The sequence below is a fragment of the Limnospira platensis NIES-39 genome (assembly GCF_026000695.1).
GTDB classification, from domain to species: Bacteria; Cyanobacteriota; Cyanobacteriia; order Cyanobacteriales; family Microcoleaceae; genus Limnospira; species Limnospira platensis.
This window is the reverse complement of the sequence record NZ_AP026945.1, coordinates 6121710-6142310: the sequence shown is the minus strand read 5'-3', so window position 1 is coordinate 6142310 and position 20601 is coordinate 6121710. Positions and strand designations below refer to the sequence as shown.

Here is a 20601-nt window from a genome sequence, read left to right as displayed (position 1 = left end):
AGAGCTTTCGTGATGCAAACAAGGCCAATCGCATTTGCTATAGTCTTACAGCTTGTTATAATAGGGTCAGTATATAAATGAAACTTTATGTTGTGGAAACCCATAGAAAATTTACCCTGTAACTGGCAAGATTTAGCTAGTAGTGAACTGCCCCCTTTAGTCACCGTTTGGAACGAGCAAGCAGATCGCATGCGTCAATCGGGATAGTTTCAAATCTTTAGCGAAAAGCTGCGGCGGGAAATCGCCATTGAAACCGGAATTATTGAGCGTTTATACACCATAGATCGCGGCATCACTCGTTGGTTAATTGAACAGGGAATTAATGAAGCATTAATCCCTCACGGCTCTACAGATATTCCAGTTAAACAGGTCGTTTCGCTCATTAAAGATCAAGAGGCTGCCATTGAGGGATTATTTGATTTTGTTGGGGGTCAAAGAAATCTATCTAATTCTTATATCAAGCAGTTACATCAAGTTTTAACCCAGAGTCAGGAAAGCACAGAAGCCTTAAACCCACAGGGAAAAATCTTTAGGGTTTCCTTAATTAAAGGCGACTGGAAACGTCAACCCAATAACCCCCTCCGACCAGATGGCACAATTCACGAGTATTGTCCGCCGGAACAAGTAGCATCGGAAATGGAGCTATTAATCACCTTACATCATCAACATCAAGAACAAAAAGTTCCCCCAGAAATTGAGGCGGCTTGGTTGCATCATCGATTTACCCAAATCCACCCTTTTCAAGATGGAAATGGTCGGGTTGCTCGTTGTTTAGCCAGTTTAGTTTTCATCCAAGCGAGTTGGTTTCCTTTAGTGATAACCCGGGACGATCTCGCCGTTTATATTGCCGCTTTGGAAGATGCGGACTGCGGTGAATTATCGAGTTTAATTAATCTTTTTGCTAAGAGCAAAAAGCAAGTATTTTTAGCTATCTTCAGCCTTTAACTGATTCTCCGTTTCAATTTTCCTATGCTGATGAACAGGAAAATTTGATTCCCCGTTTCCAGCAGTGGCTACAAAATGTCATGGTGACTGGGTTAGAGTATTGGAATAACAGCCTTTAAATGATTTTAAGGGCTTGATTGATCTACTTTATCAGTTTTCTCAATGGTTGGGTCTATGAGGGAAATTCCACTATTGAAGACTTGGAAATCATTAAGCCGAATTTGCCAGCACAACTGGAAGGGTTAAAAGATACCTATCTCGATGTTAAAGTGCGCTTGAATGACGGCACATTGGTGATTATTGAAAGGCAGGTTTTGAATGTGCAATCCTTTCCAGTTTGACCGAAATTGTCCAAATGATTGGGCGGGCGACCCGCGACGCACCGGGTAAAACCCGCGCCCGGTTTACCAACTTGATTGCGGAACCTGATGCCGTCGATGCAATGTGGGAGTTAATCCAGAAAGCGGGGAAATTCACCTAGAAATTAAGGGTTTAGCCCTACCCAAAAGCCCGGAAGTCTCCCGCATTTGTCGGGAAGATTTAACGGACGCGGAACGGCTGAAACTCGTCGCAGAGGCGATTCCCTCGCCTGAGCTTCGCGATCGCCGCCAAGGGAGTCAATCTCTCCGTAGAAGAAGCGCGAGAGTTAGCAAAACGGGCGCTACGGTTCAAATAGCAAAGGGGTCGGTTGCCTTCCCTCACCGCCGCCGATCCTTGGGAAAAGCCTATGGCGGAAGGGGTTGCCTTTCTGCAACGGAAAGTTAAGGAGGAAAAAAAGCCTAAAATCAATTTATAGCTCATCGCTGCTGCCAATTGGTTAATCCAACAGTTACAAAACCCGCCACAACCACCGGACGGCATTGCTGAACCTGAACACCACTGCGTTTGCACAGCCAGAGGCGAGGAAATATCGCCAGGTAAGCTTAAATCAGGATAAAGCCAGCCGTTGCATCACTGAGCTAGATGTAGTGGGCCCCCTATTTTCCATCTGGCAGCCAGAGGCTTATTAACGAAAAGAGGCTAATATTGATAATATAGGTGCGAGACGTTCAGGCATGAAATATGGTTGAAATACCTCAAATAACCGCCTGGTGGGGACTTCAACCCCTTGGTTGAATATAAGGAGCGCACTCCTGACCATCCTCATAACTGTTTATATGTCCCAACGTTTGGTATAGAATATACAAAGTGCGAGACGTTCAGGCATGAAATATGGTTGAAATACCTGAAATAACCGCCTGGTGGGGACTTCAGCCCCTTGGTTGAATATAAGGAGCGCACTCCTGACCATCCTCATAACTGTTTGTACGTCCCGAAGTTTAGTATCACAACGATACAAAACGAGGCAGGGAACCCAAGGTCAAAGCGAACTAACTTATACAAATTCCTTATAGTAAGCCCAAAAATGGATAAGTAAAAGCTAGGAAATTAGGGTAACGGCGATAGCCACCCCCAGTTTTGGGAATCACAATCTCAGGATTGAAGCGGGGAACGGAAGGCATGAAGCAGAACCAACTGCCAAACTTGACCACTGCCAACCATCCATGATTAGGGAAACCGAATGTCCGGCTTGAACCATCGTAAATTCTAAGTAGCGAAATAGGTTGATACGCTGCGCTCAAAAGAGTATAGGGAAAAGTAGGGTATTTTTGTTAACACCTACACAGACCTTTAAAGTACCTCGGTGGAGAGGACAAATCTAAAGATGGAATGCCCATACAAACGGAACGTTTTAACCCCTTCTAGGCTCCGACAATCTGGTCGAGAGAGTCAGTAGTGAAAGTGTAAGCGCAAGCCTATTAGGGGGTGAGATGTGACCAAAAGCCAACGCCCTGTTGTAATGGCAGGGATATGCTAACAGGTCACGGTTTGATTGTAAGAAATAGAGGCTAGTAGGTGTACAGATGGCGATAGCGAGTTTAAAGAAAGGGTTTGGGAAACCAAAACTAATCAAGACTACGAACAACGCATGGAAGGCAATCCCATGGACTAAGGTTCAACGGAAAGTTTTCAAGCTCCAAAAGAGTATATTTCAAGCAGCTAAATCGGGACAAAATGCAAAGGTTAGAAGGTGGCAACGTCTATTGGTGAAATCATACTATGCCCGGCTCTTAGCAGTGCGGCTGTAGGGGCGGGTTCCACGGTCAGCCATGCTTCCCAACAGTCAGCTTAATAAACCCGCCCCCCCAAGCGGGTCAAGGCAAGAAGACAGCCGGTGTTGATGGAGTAAGAGTAATCTCTCCAAGACAAAGGTTTGAACTGGTCAAGAACATTAAGGGAAACCTCAAAGCAAAACCACTGCGACGGGTTTGGATTCCAAAACCTGGTAGGGATGAAAAAAGCTGGAATAGGAATACCCACAATTCAAGATAGAGCAAGGCAAGCCTTGGTTAAGTCGGCTCTCGAACCTGAATGGGAATCGAGATTTGAAGGCACAAGCTACGGGTTCCGTCCAGGACGGTCAGCCCATGACGCAGTTAGCAGAATTTACACTGCCATAAATCAAGGACAATATTATGTTCTCGATGCCGATATAGCAAAATGCTCTTACCGTGAACCATGATTACCTACTGTCCAAAATTCATTGTCCAAGCAGCCTAAAAAGAGACCTGAAACAATGGCTCAAAGCGGGAGTGCTAGATAAAGGTGTATTTGAGGATACAGAAGCAGGAACACCTCAAGGAGGGGTAATAAGTCCAATACTCGCCAACATCGCACTGTTGGGAATGGAAAGGCTAGTTAAAGGAATGTATCCAAATAAAGGCACAGCCACCCAGGTGAACCTTATAAGATATGCCGATGATTTTGTGGTCATCTCCAAAGACCTAGGAATCATTGAACAGTGCCAAACTGCTATTTCTGAATGGCTAAAACCTGTAGGCTTAGAAATAAAATCTGAAAAAACTCGAATCTGCCACACGCTCAAATCTACTGAGTATGATGGTAAAACAGAAAAACCAGGGTTCGACTTTCTAGGATTCAATATCAGGCAACATCCAGTAGGAAAATATAAATCTGGGAAAACAGGCGGGGCAGCAAGCCGATTAATCGGACATAAAACCCACATAAAACCCAGCCATAAAGCAGTTAAAGCCCATACAGAAGTGATTAAAGGTGTAATCAAACAACATAGAACAGCACCTCAGTCAGCCCTGATAAAACATCTAAACCCGATTATTCGGGGATGGTCAAATTACTACTCAGCGGTAGTCTCAGCAGAGACCTTCAATAAGCTAGACCTCATAATCTGGTTAATGTTACGGGCATGGACAGCATCAAGATGCAAAGGGGTGAACTACGAAAAGCTGAGGAACTATTTCAGACATGGAACGGTTAAACTTAGCAATGGGAATGAAAGACAGGAATCTTGGTTATTCCAGACCAAAGAAGGACTCCAATTATGGAAACATAACTGGACCCCAATTGTCAGACACACCTTAATACGCCCCGACGCAACACCATACGATGGAAATTGGACTTACTGGGCAACCAGGAGAGGACAAGCAATCGATACGCCAAATAAGGTAGCAAAACTACTTAAAAAGCAAAAAGGCAAGTGTACCTGGTGCGGGCAATTCTTTACCCCATTAGATTTAATTGAAGTAGACCACATTGTACCTAGAAGCCAAGGCGGAAAGGATGAATACAAGAATCTTCAATTATTACATCGCCATTGTCACGATGATAAAACAGCTCTTGATGAAGAGATGATGCTGTACTCTTAACAAGGAGACGGTCAAACTAGGAGCCGTATGAGGTGAAAGTCTCATGTACGGTTCTGCTGCTGAATGGGAGGGGTAGACCGTGAGGTCTATCTCGACCCCTAATCAAGGCAGGGAACCCAAGGTCAAAACAAACCAACTCATACAAATTCCTTATAAGGAAGCCCAGAAATGGATAAGTAGAGTTAGGAAATTAGGGTAACGGCGATAGCCACCCCCAGTTTTGGGAATCACAATCTCAGGATTGAAGCGGGGAACGGAAGGCTCCGAGGTGCAACCCAACACCAGAATCGAGACCACTGCCAACCATCCATGATTAGGGAAACCGAATGTCCGGCTTGAACCATCGTAATAATGTAGTAGCGAAATAGGTTGATACGCTGCGCTCAAAAGAGTAAGGGGAAAAGTAGGGGCTTCTATTTACTACCTACACAGACCTTTAAAAGTACCCCGGTGGAAAAGACAAATCTAAAGATGGAATGCCCATATAAATGGAACGTTTTAACCCCTTTCAGGCTCTGACAATCTGGTCGAGAAAGTCAGTAGTAAAAGTGTAAGCGCAAGCCTATTAGGGGGTGAGATGTGACCAAAAGCCAACGCCCTGCTGTAACAGTAGGGATATGCTAACAGGTCACGGTTTGATTGTAAAGAAATAGAATCTAGTAGGTGTACATATGGCGATAGCGAGTTCAAAGAAAGGGTTTGGCAAAACCAGACCAATCAAGACTACGAACAACGCATGGAAGACAATCCCATGGACTAAGGTTCAACGGAAAATTTTCAAGCTCCAAAAGAGTATATTTCAAGCAGCTAAATCGGGACAAGATGCAAAAGCTAGAAGGTGGCAACGTCTATTGGTGAAATCATATTATGCCCGGCTCCTAGCAGTGAGACTGTAGGGGCGGGTTCCACGGTCAGCCATGCTTCCCAACAGTCAGCTTAATAAACCCGCCCCCCAAGCGGGTCAAGGCAAGAAGACAGCTGGGGTTGATGGAGTAAGAGTAGTCTCTCCAAGACAAAGGTTTGAACTGGTCAAGAACATTAAGGGAAACCTCAAAGCAAAACCACTGCGACGGGTTTGGATTCCAAAACCTGGTAGGGATGAAAAAAGCTGGAATAGGAATACCCACAATCCAAGATAGAGCAAGGCAAGCCTTGGTTAAGTCGACTCTCGAACCAGAATGGGAATCGAGATTTGAAGGCACAAGCTACGGGTTCCGTCCAGGACGGTCAGCCCATGACGCAATTAGCAGAATTTATGTTGCAATTAATAAAGAACAATACTACGTTCTTGATGCGGATATAGCGAAATGCTCTTACCGTGAACCATGAATACCTACTGTCCAAAATTCATTGTCCAAGCCGCCTAAAAAGAGACCTGAAACAATGGCTCAAAGCGGGAGTGCTAGATAACGGTGTATTCGAGGATACAGAAGCAGGGACACCTCAAGGAGGGGTAATAAGTCCAATACTCGCTAACATCGCACTGTTGGGGATGATTAGGTTAATTGAAAAACTGTACCCTAAGAAAACAGACAATCGCCCGTATGCGAATGTCATAAGATACGCCGATGATTTTGTGGTCATCTCAAAAGACCTAGGAATCATTGAACAGTGCCAAACTGCAATCACCGAATGGTTAAAACCTGTAGGCTTAGAAATAAAACCTGAAAAAACTCGAATCTGCCACACGCTCAAATCTATCGAGTATGATGGTAAAACAGAAAAACCAGGGTTCGACTTTCTAGGATTCAATATCAGGCAACATCCAGTAGGAAAATATAAATCTGGGAAAACAGGCGGGGCAGCAAGCCGATTAATCGGACATAAAACCCACATAAAACCCAGCCATAAAGCAGTTAAAGCCCATACAGAAGTGATTAAAGGTGTAATCAAACAACATAGAACAGCACCTCAGTCAGCCCTGATAAAACATCTAAACCCGATTATTCGGGGATGGTCAAATTACTACTCAGCGGTAGTCTCAGCAGAGACCTTCAATAAGCTAGACCTCATAATCTGGTTAATGTTACGGGCATGGACAGCATCAAGATGCAAAGGGGTGAACTACGAAAAGCTGAGGAACTATTTCAGACATGGAACGGTTAAACTTAGCAATGGGAATGAAAGACAGGAATCTTGGTTATTCCAGACCAAAGAAGGATTCCAATTATGGAAACATAACTGGACCCCAATTGTCAGACACACCTTAATACGCCCCGACGCAACACCATACGATGGAAATTGGACTTACTGGGCAACCAGGAGAGGACAAGCAATCGATACGCCAAATAAGGTAGCAAAACTACTTAAAAAGCAAAAAGGCAAGTGTACCTGGTGCGGGCAATTCTTTACCCCATTAGATTTAATTGAAGTAGACCACATTGTACCTAGAAGCCAAGGCGGAAAGGATGAATACAAGAATCTTCAATTATTACATCGCCATTGTCACGATGATAAAACAGCTCTTGATGAAGAGATGATGCTGTACTCTTAACAAGGAGACGGTCAAACTAGGAGCCGTATGAGGTGAAAGTCTCATGTACGGTTCTGCTGCTGAATGGGAGGGGTAGACCGTGAGGTCTATCTCGACCCCTAATAATCAAAAGTGACTCAGTATTATCGGAACCGATAAGAATGCTTGGGACATCGAGAGCAGGCCAATACATAGAACAGATAGAAGGCTACAGGGCCTTTATCCCCAATCCACTGCCACCTACCCCTGAGATTATGATGGATCCGGAAATGTGGAATTTGCTATCTCAAGCCGATCGTGCATTGGGTCGTTTAGATGGTGCAACTGATGCTCTCCCCAACCCCGATTTATTTGTATTTATGTACGTTCGTAAAGAAGCAGTTTTATCGAGTCAAATTGAGGGTACGCAAGCCTCTTTGATAGATGTTCTAGGTGCGAGACGTTCAGGCATGAAATAGGGTTGAAATACCTGAAATAACCGCCTGGTGGGGACTTCAACCCCTTGATTGAATATAAGGAGCGCACTCCTGACCATCCTCATAACTGTTTATATGTCCCAACATTCGGTATAGAAATATACCAAATAAGACAGGGAACCCCAGGTCAAAACGAACTAACTCATACAAATTCCTTATAGGAAGCCCATAAATGGATAAGTAAAGCTATGAAGTCAGGGTAACGGCGATAGCCACCCCCAATTTCAGGAATCACAACCCTGGGACTGAAGCGGGGAACGGAAGGCGTGAGGGAAAACCTATTCCCAAAAAAGTTCGACCACTGCCAACCATCCATGATTAGGGAAACCGAATGTCCGTCTTGAACCATCGTAAGTATCAGGTAGCGAAACAGGTTGATACGCTGCACTCAAAAGAGCATGGGGAAAAGTAGGGGTTTTTTGACACCACCTACACAGACCTTTAAAAGTACCCCGGTGGACAGGACAAATCTAAAGATGGAATGCCCATATAAATGGAACGTTGTAACCCCTTTCAGGCTCTGACAATCTGGTCGAGAAAGTCAGTAGTGAAAGTGTAAGCGTAAGCCTATTAGGGGGTGAGATGTGACCAAAAGCCAACGCCCTGTCGTAATGGCAGGGATATGCTGACAGGTCACGGTTTGATTGTAAAGAAATAGAGCCTAGTAGGTGTACAAATGGCGATAGCGAGTTTAAAGAAAGGGTTTGGGAAACCAAAACCAATCAAGACTACGAACAACGCATGGAAGGCAGTCCCATGGACTAAGGTTCAACGGAAAGTTTTCAAGCTCCAAAAGAGTATATTTCAAGCAGCTAAATCGGGACAAAATGCTAAGGCACGAAGGTGGCAACGTCTATTGGTGAAATCATATTATGCCCGGCTCTTAGCAGTGCGGCTGTAGGGGCGGGTTCCACGGTCAGCCATGCTTCCCAACAGTCAGCTTAATAAACCCGCCCCCCAAGATAACCAAGGCAAGAAGACAGCCGGTGTTGATGGAGTAAGAGTAATCTCTCCAAGACAAAGGTTTGAACTGGTCAAGAACATTAAGGGAAATCTCAAAGCAAAACCACTGCGACGGGTGTGGATTCCAAAACCTGGTAGGGATGAAAAAAGCTGGAATAGGAATACCCACAATCCAAGATAGAGCAAGGCAAGCCTTGGTTAAGTCGGCTCTCGAACCAGAATGGGAATCGAGATTTGAAGGCACAAGCTACGGGTTCCGTCCAGGACGGTCAGCCCATGACGCAATTAGCAGAATTTACACTGCCATAAATCAAGGACAATATTATGTTCTTGATGCCGATATAGCAAAATGCTCTTACCGTGAACCATGAATACCTACTGTCCAAAATTCATTGTCCAAGCCGCCTAAAAAGAGACCTGAAACAATGGCTAAAAGCGGGAGTGCTAGACAACGGTGTATTCGAGGATACAAAAACAGGGACACCCCAGGGAGGGGTAATAAGTCCAATACTCGCCAACATCGCACTGTTGGGAATGGGAAGGTTAATAGGAAAAATGTATCCCAAAAACAACAAACCATATACCATGGCAATAAGATATGCCGATGATTTTGTAGTCATATCCAAAGACTTAGGAATCATTGAACAGTGCAAAACTGCTATCTCTGAATGGCTAAAGCCTATTGGATTAGAGATTAAACCTGAAAAAACTCGAATCTGCAATACACTCAAATCTATTGAGTATAATGGCAAAACAGAGGAACCCGGATTTGATTTCTTAGGTTTCAAGATTAGGCAATATCCCGTAGGAAAATACAGAACTGGGATGACTCCACATGGGAAACCATTAGGACATAAAACTCATATAAAACCCAGTCAAAAAGCAGTTGCCCACACAGAAGCGATAAAAGGTGTAATCAAACAATATAAAACAGCACCTCAGTCAGCCCTGATTAACAAACTGAACCCAATTATTCGGGGATGGTCAAACTATTATTCAGCGGTAGTCTCAACAGAGACCTTCAACAAGCTAGACTTCATAATCTGGCAAATGTTAAGGGCATGGACAGTATCGAGATGCGGAAAGGCAAGTTACGAAAAGCTAAGTAATTATTTCAGACATGAAACAATTAAACTTAGCAATGGGAAAGAAAGACACGAAAATTGGATGTTTCAAACCAAAGATGGATTTCGACTGTGGAAACATAATTGGACTCCGATTGTCAGACACACCCTAATACGCCCTGACGCAACGCCATACGACGGAAATTGGACTTACTGGGCAACCAGGAAAGGACAAGCAATCGATACGCCAAATAGGGTAGCAAAACTACTTAAAAAGCAAAAAGGCAAGTGTACCTGGTGCGGGCAATTCTTTACCCCATCAGATATAATTGAAGTAGACCACACTGAACCTAGAAGCCAAGGCGGAAAGGATGAATACAAGAATCTTCAATTATTACATCACCATTGTCACGATGATAAAACAGCTCTTGATGAAGAGATGATGCTGTACTCTTAACAAGGAGACAGTCAAACTAGGAGCCGTATGAGGTAAAAGTCTCATGTACGGTTCTCAATGGGAGGGATAGACCTCACGGTCTATCTCGACCCCTAATAGTTTGAATCTCAAGCTATAGAAGCGGATCATCCTAAAGACGTTGCTGAGGTCGTAAACTATGTTTCTGCAATTAATTATGGTTTAGAACGTCTTGAGGAGCTGCCTGTATGTTTGCGATTAATTCGAGAAATTCATCAAAAGCTATCGGGTAATGCAATTGCATTGCTTGAAAGTCTTTACTTTAGACCAATTTTTACGGTGGAACACGCTCAATCGGTTACAAGTTTGACATACCCTAACGCCAACACTTTGATTAAAGATCTTAGCGCTATAGGTCTTCTGCAAGAAATTACTGGACAAAAACGCAATCGGGCATTTTCTTACGCACCATATTTGGCAGTTTTCCAAGATCCCTAAAAACAAGTAAAACCTAACAATGGCTAAATCCACGCCCAAATCTACCACTGATGAAGATTTAGAACTGTTGGCACAGTTGGGGATAGATATCGCCCCGGAAGCGACTCGCGAATATTCCCCTAGAGAAGAACGGATTATCGCGCTCGTTTGAGGAAATTGATCGCTTTGTTGCCGAAAAAGGTAGACTTCCTCAACTTATGGGCGATCGGGATATTGAGGCGATCGCCAAAATCCAGGACGGCACCATTGAGCAATTCCAATATGAGTGGGAAACCGCCAGTCTTATTAGAGTATCATAACACATTTTAGCAATCAAGGGCTATTGCGTTTTCGCACCGGATATTTCCCAATGGATTTTGGGAGCAGGTCAAGTTTAGTATTTTAACAGGAGTAGGGTGGGCAGTGTCCATCCTAACAATCGCTCAAGTTTTCAGCCCTGTTATTATGTTGCACTGGTTGCTCTATTTTAGCCTACTGCATAATCGCTCATTTCTCGCATAAAATGCGGGTAAAATCCTAGCACAATATCTTGCTTGGGGACACCCAAGTTGACTAAATCTTCCGCCACATCATGCTCCGTTGAATTGCAAAAAATCCAAATTTTCTCATTGCGGATATCTAAATGGATGACACCCTGATGAATCCAGCGCTGATGGTGCCAACCAAAATGGACAATTTGATAATGATTTCGTTGGGTATCAAAAATAGTCTCAACCTCAATCTCCCCATAGGCTGGCTTACTTTGGGCATATTCAATCAACAATTATTGCACAATTTGCTGATAGGTCTTTAATTTATCTGTCACTCCTTCCATAGCACAATTCGCTCCAATTCAATATCATAAATAATCAGTTTTACCGAATTTTCTTGCACCATTGAGGCTGGAAATTCTCGTTGAAAGAAAGTCTGATAGACTAAATTAGGGATAGCCAGATAAAGAATGCGATCGGGGTCTTCACAGCCTAAAGCAGCCCGATAGTTAATGAACTGCCCCAAGGCTGTATGAAACTCTGAAATTGCCGATGCCCTCGCCAAAAAACTTTTGACTTCCACCGCAGCCATAATAAACGATCGCATAAACCTGATGCTATCCAAACTTATTATACCAAACTATCATCGCGCCTAGGAGTTTGAACCTCTGAGGGGCTGGAATGACTGGGGTAAGAGGGGATTCGAAATTGGACGCAATTTGATGAATCAGTCACCCGCCTAGAGGTGAACTGCAATGGAAACTCCCCAGGAATTAGACACAGGGGGAACTCCAAAATACACAAGTTATGCTATAATTAGTTCCCAAACATGAACCTGAGTTGGGTAGGCAGGCTATGATATTTATTAACCCCAAAACGGACTACGCTTTTACAAAAATCTTTGGTTCGGCACAAAGCAAGAACATCTTAATCAGTTTTCTCAATGGTTGGGTCTATGAGGGAAATTCCACTATTGAAGACTTGGAAATCATTAAGCCAAATTTGCCCCCGCAACTGGAAGGGTTAAAAGATACCTATCTCGATGTTAAAGCGCACTTGAATGACGGCACATTGGTGATTATTCAAATTCAGGTTTTGAATGTGCAGTTTTCTGGGAAGCGGGTTTTATTTAATGCGGCGAAAAACTATGCGTTTCAACTGGAACGGAGACGACAAGCATATCGAGACCTAAAACCTGTGATTGCTTTAACCTTGACCGACTTTGATATGTTCCCCGGACAAAATCAATTGATTTCCCGGTTTGTCTATCGCGAGAAGTCTGAGGGCTGGTACTACCCAGATAATGGGATGGAGTTAGTCTTTGTGGAATTGCCGAAGTTTACCAAAGAACTCAACGAACTGGAAACCCTGACGGATAAATGGATTTATTTTATGAAATTTGCCTGATCGCTCACTTCGATTCCTGAAAACATGGATGATATCGCCGAACTAAATCAAGCGTTTGAGATTGCCAATCAAGCGGGATTAACCCTAGAAGAATTAGAAGAGTTAGATCGGCGGGAAATGTTTATTTATGACCAACAGGGTGCGATCGCATTGGGACTACAACAAGGGCGACAACAAGGGCTTGAAGAAAGGCGACAACAAGGCATTGAACAGGCAAAACGTGAGACGGCTCGCAATTTATTGGGTCAACTGAATGATGAGGCGATCGCCCAAGCTACTGGATTAAGTTTAGAGGAAATTGCCACTTTACGGGAAGAGAGGTTTAGTGATTAGCTAAAGTTGAGAAAGAACCCCAGTCTTTTGGATTTGTGACCATGAATGCTGTTGAAATCGAGGAAGCAGTTTCCCAACTCGCGGAAGCACCTTTTGACCCGGAAGCCTTCCCCTATAGCTTCCTGGAAGCCTTTGGGAATAAGGCGACCACCATCAAGCGCCTGAAAAGCGATCGCCACAGCACCAATCAATCGGATTTACCGGGTGGGGTACTTCAGCGCAATAATATCCATTTGCAGGTTTGCCGAGAAGGGGAAGTCACCGCCACCCTGACCGCTTTGCGCGAGAGTCCCGCTACCACTCGCTACAAGGTTAAGTTTATTTTGGCGACGGACGGCCAAAGTTTGGAGGCGGAAAGTCTGGGGGATGGGGAAATGGTGGCCTGTAATTACCCAGACTTTGCGAACCATTTCGGCTTTTTCCTGCCTTTGGCGGGGATTACCACGGTGCGGCAAATCCGCGAGAATGCCTTTGATATCAAAGCAACAGGTCGCCTCAATCGACTGTATGTGGAGTTACTCAAGCTGAATCCAGACTGGGATAAAGCGGAAGGTCGCGAGAAGTTTAACCATTTCATGGCGCGGCTGATTTTCTGCTTTTTTGCGGAAGATACCAACATTTTCCACAGTGAGAAGTTATTTACAAATGCGATCGCCCAGATGAGTGCCGCCGATGCTGCCAATACCGATGAGGTGCTATCGGAGCTATTTCGGGCGATGGCGACCCCCCACAACCAGCGAGAAGCGGCCGGGATTCGCAATTGGGCGAATGTGTTTCCTTATGTGAATGGGGGGCTATTTTCGGGCAGTGTGGAGGTGGCGCGTTTTAACAAAATTGCCCGGTCTTATTTGCTCCATGTCGGGAATTTGGACTGGAAAAAAATCAACCCCGATATTTTTGGCTCCATGATTCAGGCGGTGGCTGATGAGGAGGAGCGCGGCGCTTTGGGGATGCACTATACCAGTGTTCCCAATATCCTCAAGGTGCTTAATCCCTTGTTTTTGGATGATTTGCGATCGCAGTTGGAGGCGGCTGGGGAGAATCGCCGCAAGTTGTTGAATTTGCGCCAACGCCTCGCCAAAATTCGCGTCTTTGACCCGGCTTGTGGGTCCGGGAATTTTCTGGTGATTGCTTATAAGGAAATGCGGAAAATTGAGGCGGAAATTAAGCGTCTATATAGCCTATAACCCCTATTCTACCGTTACTTAGGTATTACTCAAAACCATAACAGAGTAACAAGTGAGTAAAAAATGAGTAACGCTACTGATACCCCTACAGTAGGGGGAAAGGGCAACTACGATGAGAGTTACGCTAGATTCTTGAAAGCCTATCAAGACTTTCAAGGGGAATGTCCCAAAGGAGTGACACTCAAACTACAAAAGTCCGGGGCTAGGTACAACCTACTATTGCAGTTTAAGCAACCACCTACCGGGAAACGGCTACCCAAGACAGCTAATCTTGAGTGTACACCTCAAGGGGTGATAGACGGGGTTAAGAAAGCTAAACTGGTATCAGAAGCCCTAGGGACTATCACTAGCGCTAGTGAATTTTGGGATTGGTACGATAAAACCATCCTAGGGAAAAATCAGATTGAGGATAATCTGATAACCTATCGGGACATCTTTAAACAAATTGAGGATGAGTATTTTGCGGGTTACAACCGCAACACAGGAAGGAAACGTTCCCGCGATATCGCTAGCGACTTAGCATCTTACGAGGCTACTAAAGGAGTATATTTCAAGTTGTTTCCTAACTGGGATGAATACCCTAGCTGGGAGAGTTTTAAGGCTATGCTATATATTCCCTTGCAGAATGGAGAACAATTAGTAGGTTCCAAAACATTTAAAGAACGTTACTACATCTTAAAAGCCATAGCTGAGAAATCACCTAACAAAGACCATTTACTCAAACAGCTTGAGCCTATTAACCCCAAACAAACGCAATTCAAAAAGAAACAGCGTATAGGCATTAATGCCTTTAAAGATTGGTGGTATAGCGCTAAACAGGAAGCCTATACCATTAAAAACCCTAATCAGCAATCATCCCGACATAGTTGGTTGTGGGTTGCTGGTATGGCAGTAATGTATGGGTTAAGGCCTACCGAGATAGCTGCGGCCGTTAATCTAACTAAGCCATTTGTAACGGATGATGGTATCACTATCAAAGCACTGTCAGACCCCGATAATCAAGACAATTACTTGGTATTAGGAGATTACACTTACTTTACTGACTCAGAAGGTCGGAAAGTGAGTATCAAAACAGGGGGAAGGATTGTAGCTCCAATTCCCAGCCCTGAAATGTTTGAGTTCCTAGAATTGAAACGACCGTTATTGCCAGAATATAGCCCGAAAAAAGGCGTTCAACCCAAAACCATAATCGGAGGCTTTGACAAAAAGTTTACCAACACAATTTTCTGTATGAAATGCCCGGTAACCCAGAAATATGCTTTTCGTAGACTGTACAACCTGTTAGGTGAAAAGTATGGACTACCCATCGAGTTGAGAGCTAGACTTATGGGTCATAGCGCAATCGTTAATGCGAGTAACTATAAAACACAAGGGATTGACGCTACCTTAGAAGTTCTCGATGGATGCTCTAAGTTACCTATACCATTGGATGTAGCCATAGAACGGTTAACAGCGTTAGGGTTTGATATTGACACTCCAGAAGCTAAGGCATTTCTCGGAGTTATCTATCAGATAGATTAATCTAATCGTCAACCTTTCATAAATTAACACCCCTAGATTAAACCCCTAGGGGTTATTTTATGACTACAGATTGATGGATCCTGTTATGGTTTTGAGTAATACCTAAGTAACGGTAGAATAGGGGTTATAGGCTATATAGACGCTTAATTTCCGTCGAGTAGCGTTAACTATAAACCTTTATCCTGACAGCGATAGCGGGTTATTACTCAACCCAATAACTATGCCTAGTTACTCAAATATTACTCACAATCTAGTCCTAGCACAGGAAAATAATTCTGTCAACGGTTGATTACTCAGTCAACAAGCACAACTTAATCAATCTGTCAAATGCCTACTATCTCCCCCTAACCAAACACCGATAGGGTAACTCTCTCGTGATACCCGTCAATGGCAAGCCTATCGGTTCGTTCCTCACCATTGACTGCTATCACATCGGTCGTTTCCCCAATAGTGCTTGTTTCGGTTAGGGGGAGGGTATGGGTTCAATTTTGCAGGGTATTACCTAAAGCTACCAGTGCTAATAATAGGACGGTAATGAGTGCGATCGCAGTGGGATTTATCTATGGCTCAAAGTCAACACGATAGCCGTAGGTAGCCGTAGGGGGAACCCACTAGGTTATCAATGTACAACGATACTCCTATCAATGTACAAAGATATCAGACCGCCTACCTGGTTCCCTGTGGGAGTCAGATTATTGGTGAAATATTGAGGAGCCTACTCACTACCAACAAAATGCGATCGCATAATCTAAACTATCTCCTACCGGAACCAACCCGATACCCCTAAACAACTTTTCAACTGGTAACTTGTTTCGTCATCTCTCGCTGATACCTACATAATCCTAGAGAATTGATTCCCCATCGAAACCGATACCTACATACCGCTAGACAAGTCTCCAATTTTTGGTGGTAATCATCCCAGGCGGAACCCAGTACCCCTAATAAAGCACTAAGCCAAAATCTTAACCCGTCTATTGTAGGTAAACTAGGGGTGAGCATTCATATAAATGATTTACAGGCCTGTTGCAACAGGCCTGTAAACAAAAAATACACGCATCCCCTACAGTCAGAAACCATAGGGGCCATTTAAGTTATTGGGGTAGGGGTTATCTGTTAGGGTTTAGGGTTTTCTCCAACCATCATCATCAATATCATCTCTGTTAATTGGAAGAGGGGGTGATTGCTTTTTATCTTCTAACGGTTTTTTACAAACTGTTGATGGCATAAAATCATTAACATATCTAATCAAATAATTTAGTCTATTTTGGATACCGTCTAACCTATTCTCAATAAGTAAGTTTCCTGTATGCGTAACGAACATACTGATAATAATTGCGACAATAATTAATCCTAGCTCAACTATTATTAAGTTCATTTATATTAATTTCCAAAAATGAAGTGTAAACCATTTAATCCTTTCTAGTGGAGAAAATGAAGCGTAAAAATTGCTGTACGGCGGTGATTCAATTATTTGATATTCATTAAGCCATATAGTCTCTTTTTTAACCATCATATTCTGCTTCACATCATTGTAGGCATAGAATTTAAGCCACCCTGCCATTTTCCAGTACACGGGTACACTGTCAGCGTCAAATAATATCCTAACAAATTTACAGCCAGAAATGTCAGGTAATTTTTTAGTACCGTGTAGAGTACTATCATCTTCTATCCTAAAATTAAATTCATAAACCTTAAACCAGTTACTCTCTGATATATTAAGTGCATTAGGCATTATCTGTTAATTTATTGTTGAGTGTTTAGCATATTTTCTAATTTGTCGATTTTTTCTGATAATTCCTGAATTGCCGCAATCACTAATGGTATCAGTTTATCATACATGATTGTTAAGTAATCTATTTTTTTGTCGTCAACTTCAGGACTATCTGTATGGTCATTTTTAATCACTTCAACTGCGTTAGGATATATATTTTGTACTTCTTGAGCAATTAAACCAAATTGTTCTGTACTTGGATTAAAGCCATGAAATGCTGCAAGTTCATTATACTTAAACCACGTGACTGTCAATGCGTTAATTTCGCTTAACCCTAGAGTTGGTTTTGATAAAAGTGTTTTGAATTTAAGATCAGAGCTACCTTTAACGTAGTCTCCATTATCGTTAATATAAGATACATTTGTGCCTCCTACTCTAAATCTAGTATGTACTCCAGATGATGAAAGAGTTGAGCTCTTTATAAAATATGTCTGCCCGTTATATAATTGTATTGAATATCTATTGTCAGGAGCACCTCGCCAAACATCGCTTTGATGAAAATTAATACCATGATATATAAATACTCTAGGATTATTATCTGCTTCTAATTCCATAGAATAATTCCCCTGATAAGAAAACGCCCAGCTATTTCCTCCAACTCTACTATTTAGTACTAAATTTGCCGAACCAGCAGTAGAGCCTATCCGGCGGATGTCAAACCCCCTCCAAACATTAAAATCAATAAGCATATTTCCATCAGGAAAACTTTCATTAGTTGCAAAAGTTACTGGATTATTTGTTATGTTAAATGTTTTAATTCCTGTTAAAGTTTGATTACCTGTAGTTCTAACTACAGTTGAATCTACATTAATTGTTCTATTAGCTGCTAAAGTTCCTCCTCCGGATCAACCATCACCTGCAGTTAATGTAATATTTGAATGTGTGTGCGTTGTGGGAGTCCTAGCGTTAGATAATCTACTATCATTACCTTGACAGGCTGTGTTTGCTGTAGTGCCATAAGCAACCGCCCATGGGCAGTACTCCCATTAAAATTATTTCCAGTTAATCCCGTACCATTTGTTAATGTATTAGGAGTATTGGCAGTTATTGTTATATTGGCACTACCATTAAACGAAGTCCCATTAATTGTTCTAGCAGTTTGAAGTGCTGTTGCTGTTCCGGCGTTTCCACTTATTGACCCGGTAATTAATGAATTAAATGTTTTAACTCCTGTCCATGTCTGATTCCCAGTTGTAATTATCCCTGAATTAGTTGCACTAGCTGTAGGTAAAGTAACATTAGTTCCTGTTGATGATGTAACTACAGGACCTGCTGTTGTTCCTGCTGTTACTCCTAAATTAGTTGCTACATTTACTTGTGCGCCTGCCGCAATCCCATCCAGCTTGGTTTTATCTGCCCCCGTCATTAGACCCGCAAGCGCAGTCGTGGCACCAGGTAATACAGCATTAGTACCATCAGAACTGTTAACGGTTAACGTATTGCTTGTAGTGCTTGTAGAGAGGTTGGTGGATACGTTTGGGGCGGTGTTTCTAAACTCAGTTCCTACTAAAGTTAAGCCAGTTCCCGCAGAATAGGTTGTATTAGGAGGTGTTACCCAAACACCATCGCCGCGTAAATAGTTAGATGTACTACCATTTGTATCAATGGCAGCAACATTACCTGAATCTGTTATTTGGGATAAGGTATGTGTATGGCTAGTTGGCGTTCTAGCATTTGATAATCTGACATCGTTACCTTCTGTAACAGTTCCAGTAGTTGTTCCAAAATTTTTGTTAAACGCTGTATTTTTGGTAAAAGTAGGCTCTTTACCGTCTAATGTACTTTGAAGTCCTGTAACATTAGCAATGGTATGTGTATGACTTGAAGGAGTAAACGTTGTCGGTTTTGACGTTATTTCAGTCCAGCTATGGGAATGAGTAGATGGGGGGAAAGTGCCAGGTTTATTAATAATATTATTCCAAATTAACTCAGTTAATTTGACTAAATTAGTATTGGAGTCAATAACTGCTTGTATCCGTTCATTAGTTAAATACAGATTAACTTCACCTTCTGGCAAGTCATCGGTTGATTGCCCAAACTTACTAGAGTAAATGTTGAAATTAGTCATAACTGCCTCTATATTGAGTAATCAAATAAATGGCTAATAACTTAATACTAGCCATTCATTTGATGATTACATATTGATATATTCGATAATTGTAACGCTGATACTAGCGCTAGATTCTGCTATCGCCTGTAACTCAGTTCTACCCCACGTTATTGAGATGGTATCACCTGGCTTAACCGAAAATGCAGCGTCTGACACGCTATCACCTGTAGGGTCAAATATTAGATGTACATTGGTATTTGACCGATTCTTTACAAACACCGTTCTACCGTTACTGGTAGCATTGATAGGCACAACTTCCGTGATAGTGTTAGCAGTCAAACTTATCGCGGTAGTTTCGGGAGTTCCCGGTATTTTACTGCTCATATTTAGAGTGTCTAAATTGACAATAGAACTGTAAACTGAGAAACTCATAATAAACTCCTAAATCAAAGTAAAATTTACCAATTTATTATTTGTTCTAATCCAACAATATTGGTTACGCTATCCTCAGTTATAGCATAGATAGAAGCTGTTGATTTTAGTTCATCATCCCACCCAGCGTTAGGAGGTAAATATAGGCATTGATAAGGTACACAGTTACTGATATCACCGTGACAAAACCATACCCCTACAGAACCTACGTTTTGTAAGTGCAACCTATACCGATTAATATTTGAGGGTCTAACTAACGTGGGGGTATTGCCTATTGTCACCCCAAAATTTTCGGGTTGTGTCAATGTAGGGGTTTGAGGAACTGTATCGAGTTGATATTCAGCCATGCCCAAAATATTAATAGAATCATTGTTATGTAACTGAGTTAAACACCTAGCTTTAACTATTGAGTTGCTATCAATTGCTAAACCTTCGTTTTGATTAGTGATTAATTCAATTAACAGGTTTTCGGTGTGAATTCCTCCATAATATGGCAATTTGACAATCCCTAAATTTAACCCGTTTTCTGTTGCCATATTCCCATAAAATATCTGTAAATCTACCGCTCCCTGCAACACTTCCTGTTTTTTTTCCCACCGTTGGTAATAGCTATCTTCCGGGTAAATTTTGGGGATTTGTGATTGTGCAATATTAGGGATATAACACCTAGCGTTTAACGATGATATATAGCTGTAAATACCGATATCATATTTATATCTTTCTGTTATTAATGATTCTAAAATAGTCCCGTTAAATAACTCTATGGCGTTACTCCAGTTAGCAGCGTTTATATTAGCCGTGATATTTTTAACACCTCTCACCATTTTAACCACCTATTAATAAATTATTTTTTAGTATAATATTACTACTT

At 42.4% G+C, this 20601-nt stretch carries 28 protein-coding genes and 3 pseudogenes; 23 read left to right on the top strand and 8 right to left on the bottom strand.

The annotated features are described in order from the left end of the window. The first annotated feature begins 213 nt into the window (after positions 1 to 213). From N39L_RS30105 to N39L_RS30015, 19 genes and pseudogenes are all read left to right on the top strand, one after another. A complete protein-coding gene (locus N39L_RS30105) occupies positions 214 to 945 on the top strand; it encodes a Fic family protein (RefSeq protein WP_308805646.1) in 732 nt (243 codons plus the stop codon). Between the two features lie 149 nt (positions 946 to 1094). Continuing rightward, positions 1095 to 1277: pseudogene (locus N39L_RS30100) on the top strand (PD-(D/E)XK nuclease family transposase); the annotation flags it as partial. 5 nt (positions 1278 to 1282) lie between these two features. Then, positions 1283 to 1426, top strand: coding sequence for a hypothetical protein (locus N39L_RS30095; RefSeq protein ID WP_231852028.1), 144 nt, complete (start codon positions 1283 to 1285; stop codon positions 1424 to 1426). Beyond that, positions 1390 to 1710, top strand: coding sequence for a hypothetical protein (locus tag N39L_RS30090; RefSeq protein ID WP_231852027.1), 321 nt, complete (start codon positions 1390 to 1392; stop codon positions 1708 to 1710). The genes N39L_RS30095 and N39L_RS30090 overlap by 37 nt, the downstream gene beginning before the upstream one ends. A 1139-nt stretch (positions 1711 to 2849) precedes the next feature. Continuing rightward, complete coding sequence (locus tag N39L_RS30085; RefSeq protein ID WP_014277243.1) at positions 2850 to 3074, top strand: reverse transcriptase N-terminal domain-containing protein; 225 nt, start codon at positions 2850 to 2852, stop codon at positions 3072 to 3074. 21 nt (positions 3075 to 3095) lie between these two features. Then, positions 3096 to 3318, top strand: a pseudogene (locus tag N39L_RS30080) (HNH endonuclease). After that, positions 3278 to 3508 (top strand): reverse transcriptase domain-containing protein, encoded by a 231-nt coding sequence (locus N39L_RS30075; RefSeq protein WP_035736221.1) that lies wholly within the window; start codon positions 3278 to 3280, stop codon positions 3506 to 3508. The pseudogene N39L_RS30080 and the gene N39L_RS30075 overlap by 41 nt, the downstream one beginning before the upstream one ends. Next, positions 3498 to 4670, top strand: a complete 1173-nt coding sequence (locus N39L_RS30070) for a group II intron reverse transcriptase (RefSeq protein WP_014275144.1) — start codon at positions 3498 to 3500, stop codon at positions 4668 to 4670. Before N39L_RS30075 ends, N39L_RS30070 begins: the two co-directional genes overlap by 11 nt. Before the next feature lie 671 nt (positions 4671 to 5341). After that, positions 5342 to 5566: a reverse transcriptase N-terminal domain-containing protein gene (locus N39L_RS30065; RefSeq protein ID WP_014277242.1), complete on the top strand. Its 225-nt coding sequence runs from the start codon at positions 5342 to 5344 to the stop codon at positions 5564 to 5566. Positions 5567 to 5587: 21 nt separating this feature from the next. Then, on the top strand, positions 5588 to 5809 hold the full coding sequence (locus N39L_RS30060) for a hypothetical protein (protein ID WP_014277241.1): 222 nt from the start codon (positions 5588 to 5590) through the stop codon (positions 5807 to 5809). Continuing rightward, a complete protein-coding gene (locus N39L_RS30055) occupies positions 5769 to 5999 on the top strand; it encodes a reverse transcriptase domain-containing protein (protein WP_014277240.1) in 231 nt (76 codons plus the stop codon). The genes N39L_RS30060 and N39L_RS30055 overlap by 41 nt, the downstream gene beginning before the upstream one ends. Then, positions 5989 to 7164 (top strand): group II intron reverse transcriptase, encoded by a 1176-nt coding sequence (locus N39L_RS30050; RefSeq protein WP_014277239.1) that lies wholly within the window; start codon positions 5989 to 5991, stop codon positions 7162 to 7164. The genes N39L_RS30055 and N39L_RS30050 overlap by 11 nt, the downstream gene beginning before the upstream one ends. Positions 7165 to 7397: 233 nt before the next feature. After that, positions 7398 to 7601: a Fic/DOC family N-terminal domain-containing protein gene (locus tag N39L_RS30045; RefSeq protein WP_231852026.1), complete on the top strand. Its 204-nt coding sequence runs from the start codon at positions 7398 to 7400 to the stop codon at positions 7599 to 7601. Positions 7602 to 8295: 694 nt separating this feature from the next. Then, positions 8296 to 8520: a reverse transcriptase N-terminal domain-containing protein gene (locus N39L_RS30040; protein ID WP_014274253.1), complete on the top strand. Its 225-nt coding sequence runs from the start codon at positions 8296 to 8298 to the stop codon at positions 8518 to 8520. 21 nt (positions 8521 to 8541) lie between these two features. Continuing rightward, a complete protein-coding gene (locus tag N39L_RS30035) occupies positions 8542 to 8763 on the top strand; it encodes a reverse transcriptase N-terminal domain-containing protein (RefSeq protein WP_014276721.1) in 222 nt (73 codons plus the stop codon). Beyond that, positions 8723 to 8953, top strand: a complete 231-nt coding sequence (locus tag N39L_RS30030; protein ID WP_014274255.1) for a reverse transcriptase domain-containing protein — start codon at positions 8723 to 8725, stop codon at positions 8951 to 8953. The genes N39L_RS30035 and N39L_RS30030 overlap by 41 nt, the downstream gene beginning before the upstream one ends. Beyond that, a complete protein-coding gene (locus N39L_RS30025; protein ID WP_014277237.1) occupies positions 8943 to 10103 on the top strand; it encodes a group II intron reverse transcriptase in 1161 nt (386 codons plus the stop codon). The genes N39L_RS30030 and N39L_RS30025 overlap by 11 nt, the downstream gene beginning before the upstream one ends. A gap of 210 nt (positions 10104 to 10313) precedes the next feature. Next, on the top strand, positions 10314 to 10559 hold the full coding sequence (locus N39L_RS30020) for a hypothetical protein (protein WP_006616364.1): 246 nt from the start codon (positions 10314 to 10316) through the stop codon (positions 10557 to 10559). A gap of 19 nt (positions 10560 to 10578) precedes the next feature. Further along, the gene (locus tag N39L_RS30015) at positions 10579 to 10710 is read left to right on the top strand and encodes a hypothetical protein (protein WP_286131424.1); all 132 of its coding nucleotides are present in this window, start codon (positions 10579 to 10581) and stop codon (positions 10708 to 10710) included. Between the two features lie 315 nt (positions 10711 to 11025). On the opposite strand, the gene N39L_RS30010 is transcribed toward N39L_RS30015, so the two are convergent. Together N39L_RS30010 and N39L_RS30005 are read right to left on the bottom strand one after the other, a co-directional pair. After that, a complete protein-coding gene (locus tag N39L_RS30010) occupies positions 11026 to 11322 on the bottom strand; it encodes a XisI protein (RefSeq protein WP_006616363.1) in 297 nt (98 codons plus the stop codon). 38 nt (positions 11323 to 11360) lie between these two features. Further along, positions 11361 to 11654, bottom strand: coding sequence for a fdxN element excision controlling factor protein (locus N39L_RS30005; protein WP_014277236.1), 294 nt, complete (start codon positions 11652 to 11654; stop codon positions 11361 to 11363). Positions 11655 to 11884: 230 nt separating this feature from the next. Here N39L_RS30005 and N39L_RS30000 point away from each other — a divergent pair. The 4 genes and pseudogenes from N39L_RS30000 to N39L_RS29985 all read left to right on the top strand — a co-directional run bounded on the left by N39L_RS30000 (position 11885) and on the right by N39L_RS29985 (position 16264). After that, positions 11885 to 12769 (top strand): annotated as a pseudogene (locus N39L_RS30000) (Rpn family recombination-promoting nuclease/putative transposase). 41 nt (positions 12770 to 12810) lie between these two features. Next, positions 12811 to 13956, top strand: a complete 1146-nt coding sequence (locus N39L_RS29995) for a type IIL restriction-modification enzyme MmeI (RefSeq protein ID WP_006616359.1) — start codon at positions 12811 to 12813, stop codon at positions 13954 to 13956. A gap of 63 nt (positions 13957 to 14019) precedes the next feature. Then, positions 14020 to 15477, top strand: a complete 1458-nt coding sequence (locus N39L_RS29990; RefSeq protein ID WP_014277235.1) for a hypothetical protein — start codon at positions 14020 to 14022, stop codon at positions 15475 to 15477. Between the two features lie 622 nt (positions 15478 to 16099). Further along, on the top strand, positions 16100 to 16264 hold the full coding sequence (locus N39L_RS29985; protein WP_014277234.1) for a hypothetical protein: 165 nt from the start codon (positions 16100 to 16102) through the stop codon (positions 16262 to 16264). Between the two features lie 333 nt (positions 16265 to 16597). Here N39L_RS29985 and N39L_RS29980 read toward each other — a convergent pair whose 3' ends face one another. From N39L_RS29980 to N39L_RS29955, 6 genes are all read right to left on the bottom strand, one after another. Continuing rightward, entirely contained in the window at positions 16598 to 16852 is a 255-nt protein-coding gene (locus N39L_RS29980) for a hypothetical protein (RefSeq protein WP_035737930.1), read from the bottom strand. Further along, positions 16853 to 17209: a hypothetical protein gene (locus tag N39L_RS29975; RefSeq protein WP_014277233.1), complete on the bottom strand. Its 357-nt coding sequence runs from the start codon at positions 17207 to 17209 to the stop codon at positions 16853 to 16855. An 11-nt stretch (positions 17210 to 17220) separates the two neighbouring features. After that, positions 17221 to 17937 carry a tail fiber domain-containing protein gene (locus N39L_RS29970; RefSeq protein WP_014277053.1) on the bottom strand — a complete coding sequence of 239 codons (717 nt, stop codon included), beginning with the start codon at positions 17935 to 17937 and terminating at the stop codon, positions 17221 to 17223. A 173-nt stretch (positions 17938 to 18110) separates the two neighbouring features. Further along, entirely contained in the window at positions 18111 to 19316 is a 1206-nt protein-coding gene (locus N39L_RS29965; RefSeq protein WP_014275576.1) for a hypothetical protein, read from the bottom strand. A 66-nt stretch (positions 19317 to 19382) separates the two neighbouring features. After that, positions 19383 to 19730 (bottom strand): hypothetical protein, encoded by a 348-nt coding sequence (locus tag N39L_RS29960; RefSeq protein WP_014274319.1) that lies wholly within the window; start codon positions 19728 to 19730, stop codon positions 19383 to 19385. Positions 19731 to 19756: 26 nt separating this feature from the next. Further along, complete coding sequence (locus tag N39L_RS29955; protein WP_193408631.1) at positions 19757 to 20554, bottom strand: hypothetical protein; 798 nt, start codon at positions 20552 to 20554, stop codon at positions 19757 to 19759. Positions 20555 to 20601: the final 47 nt, after the last annotated feature.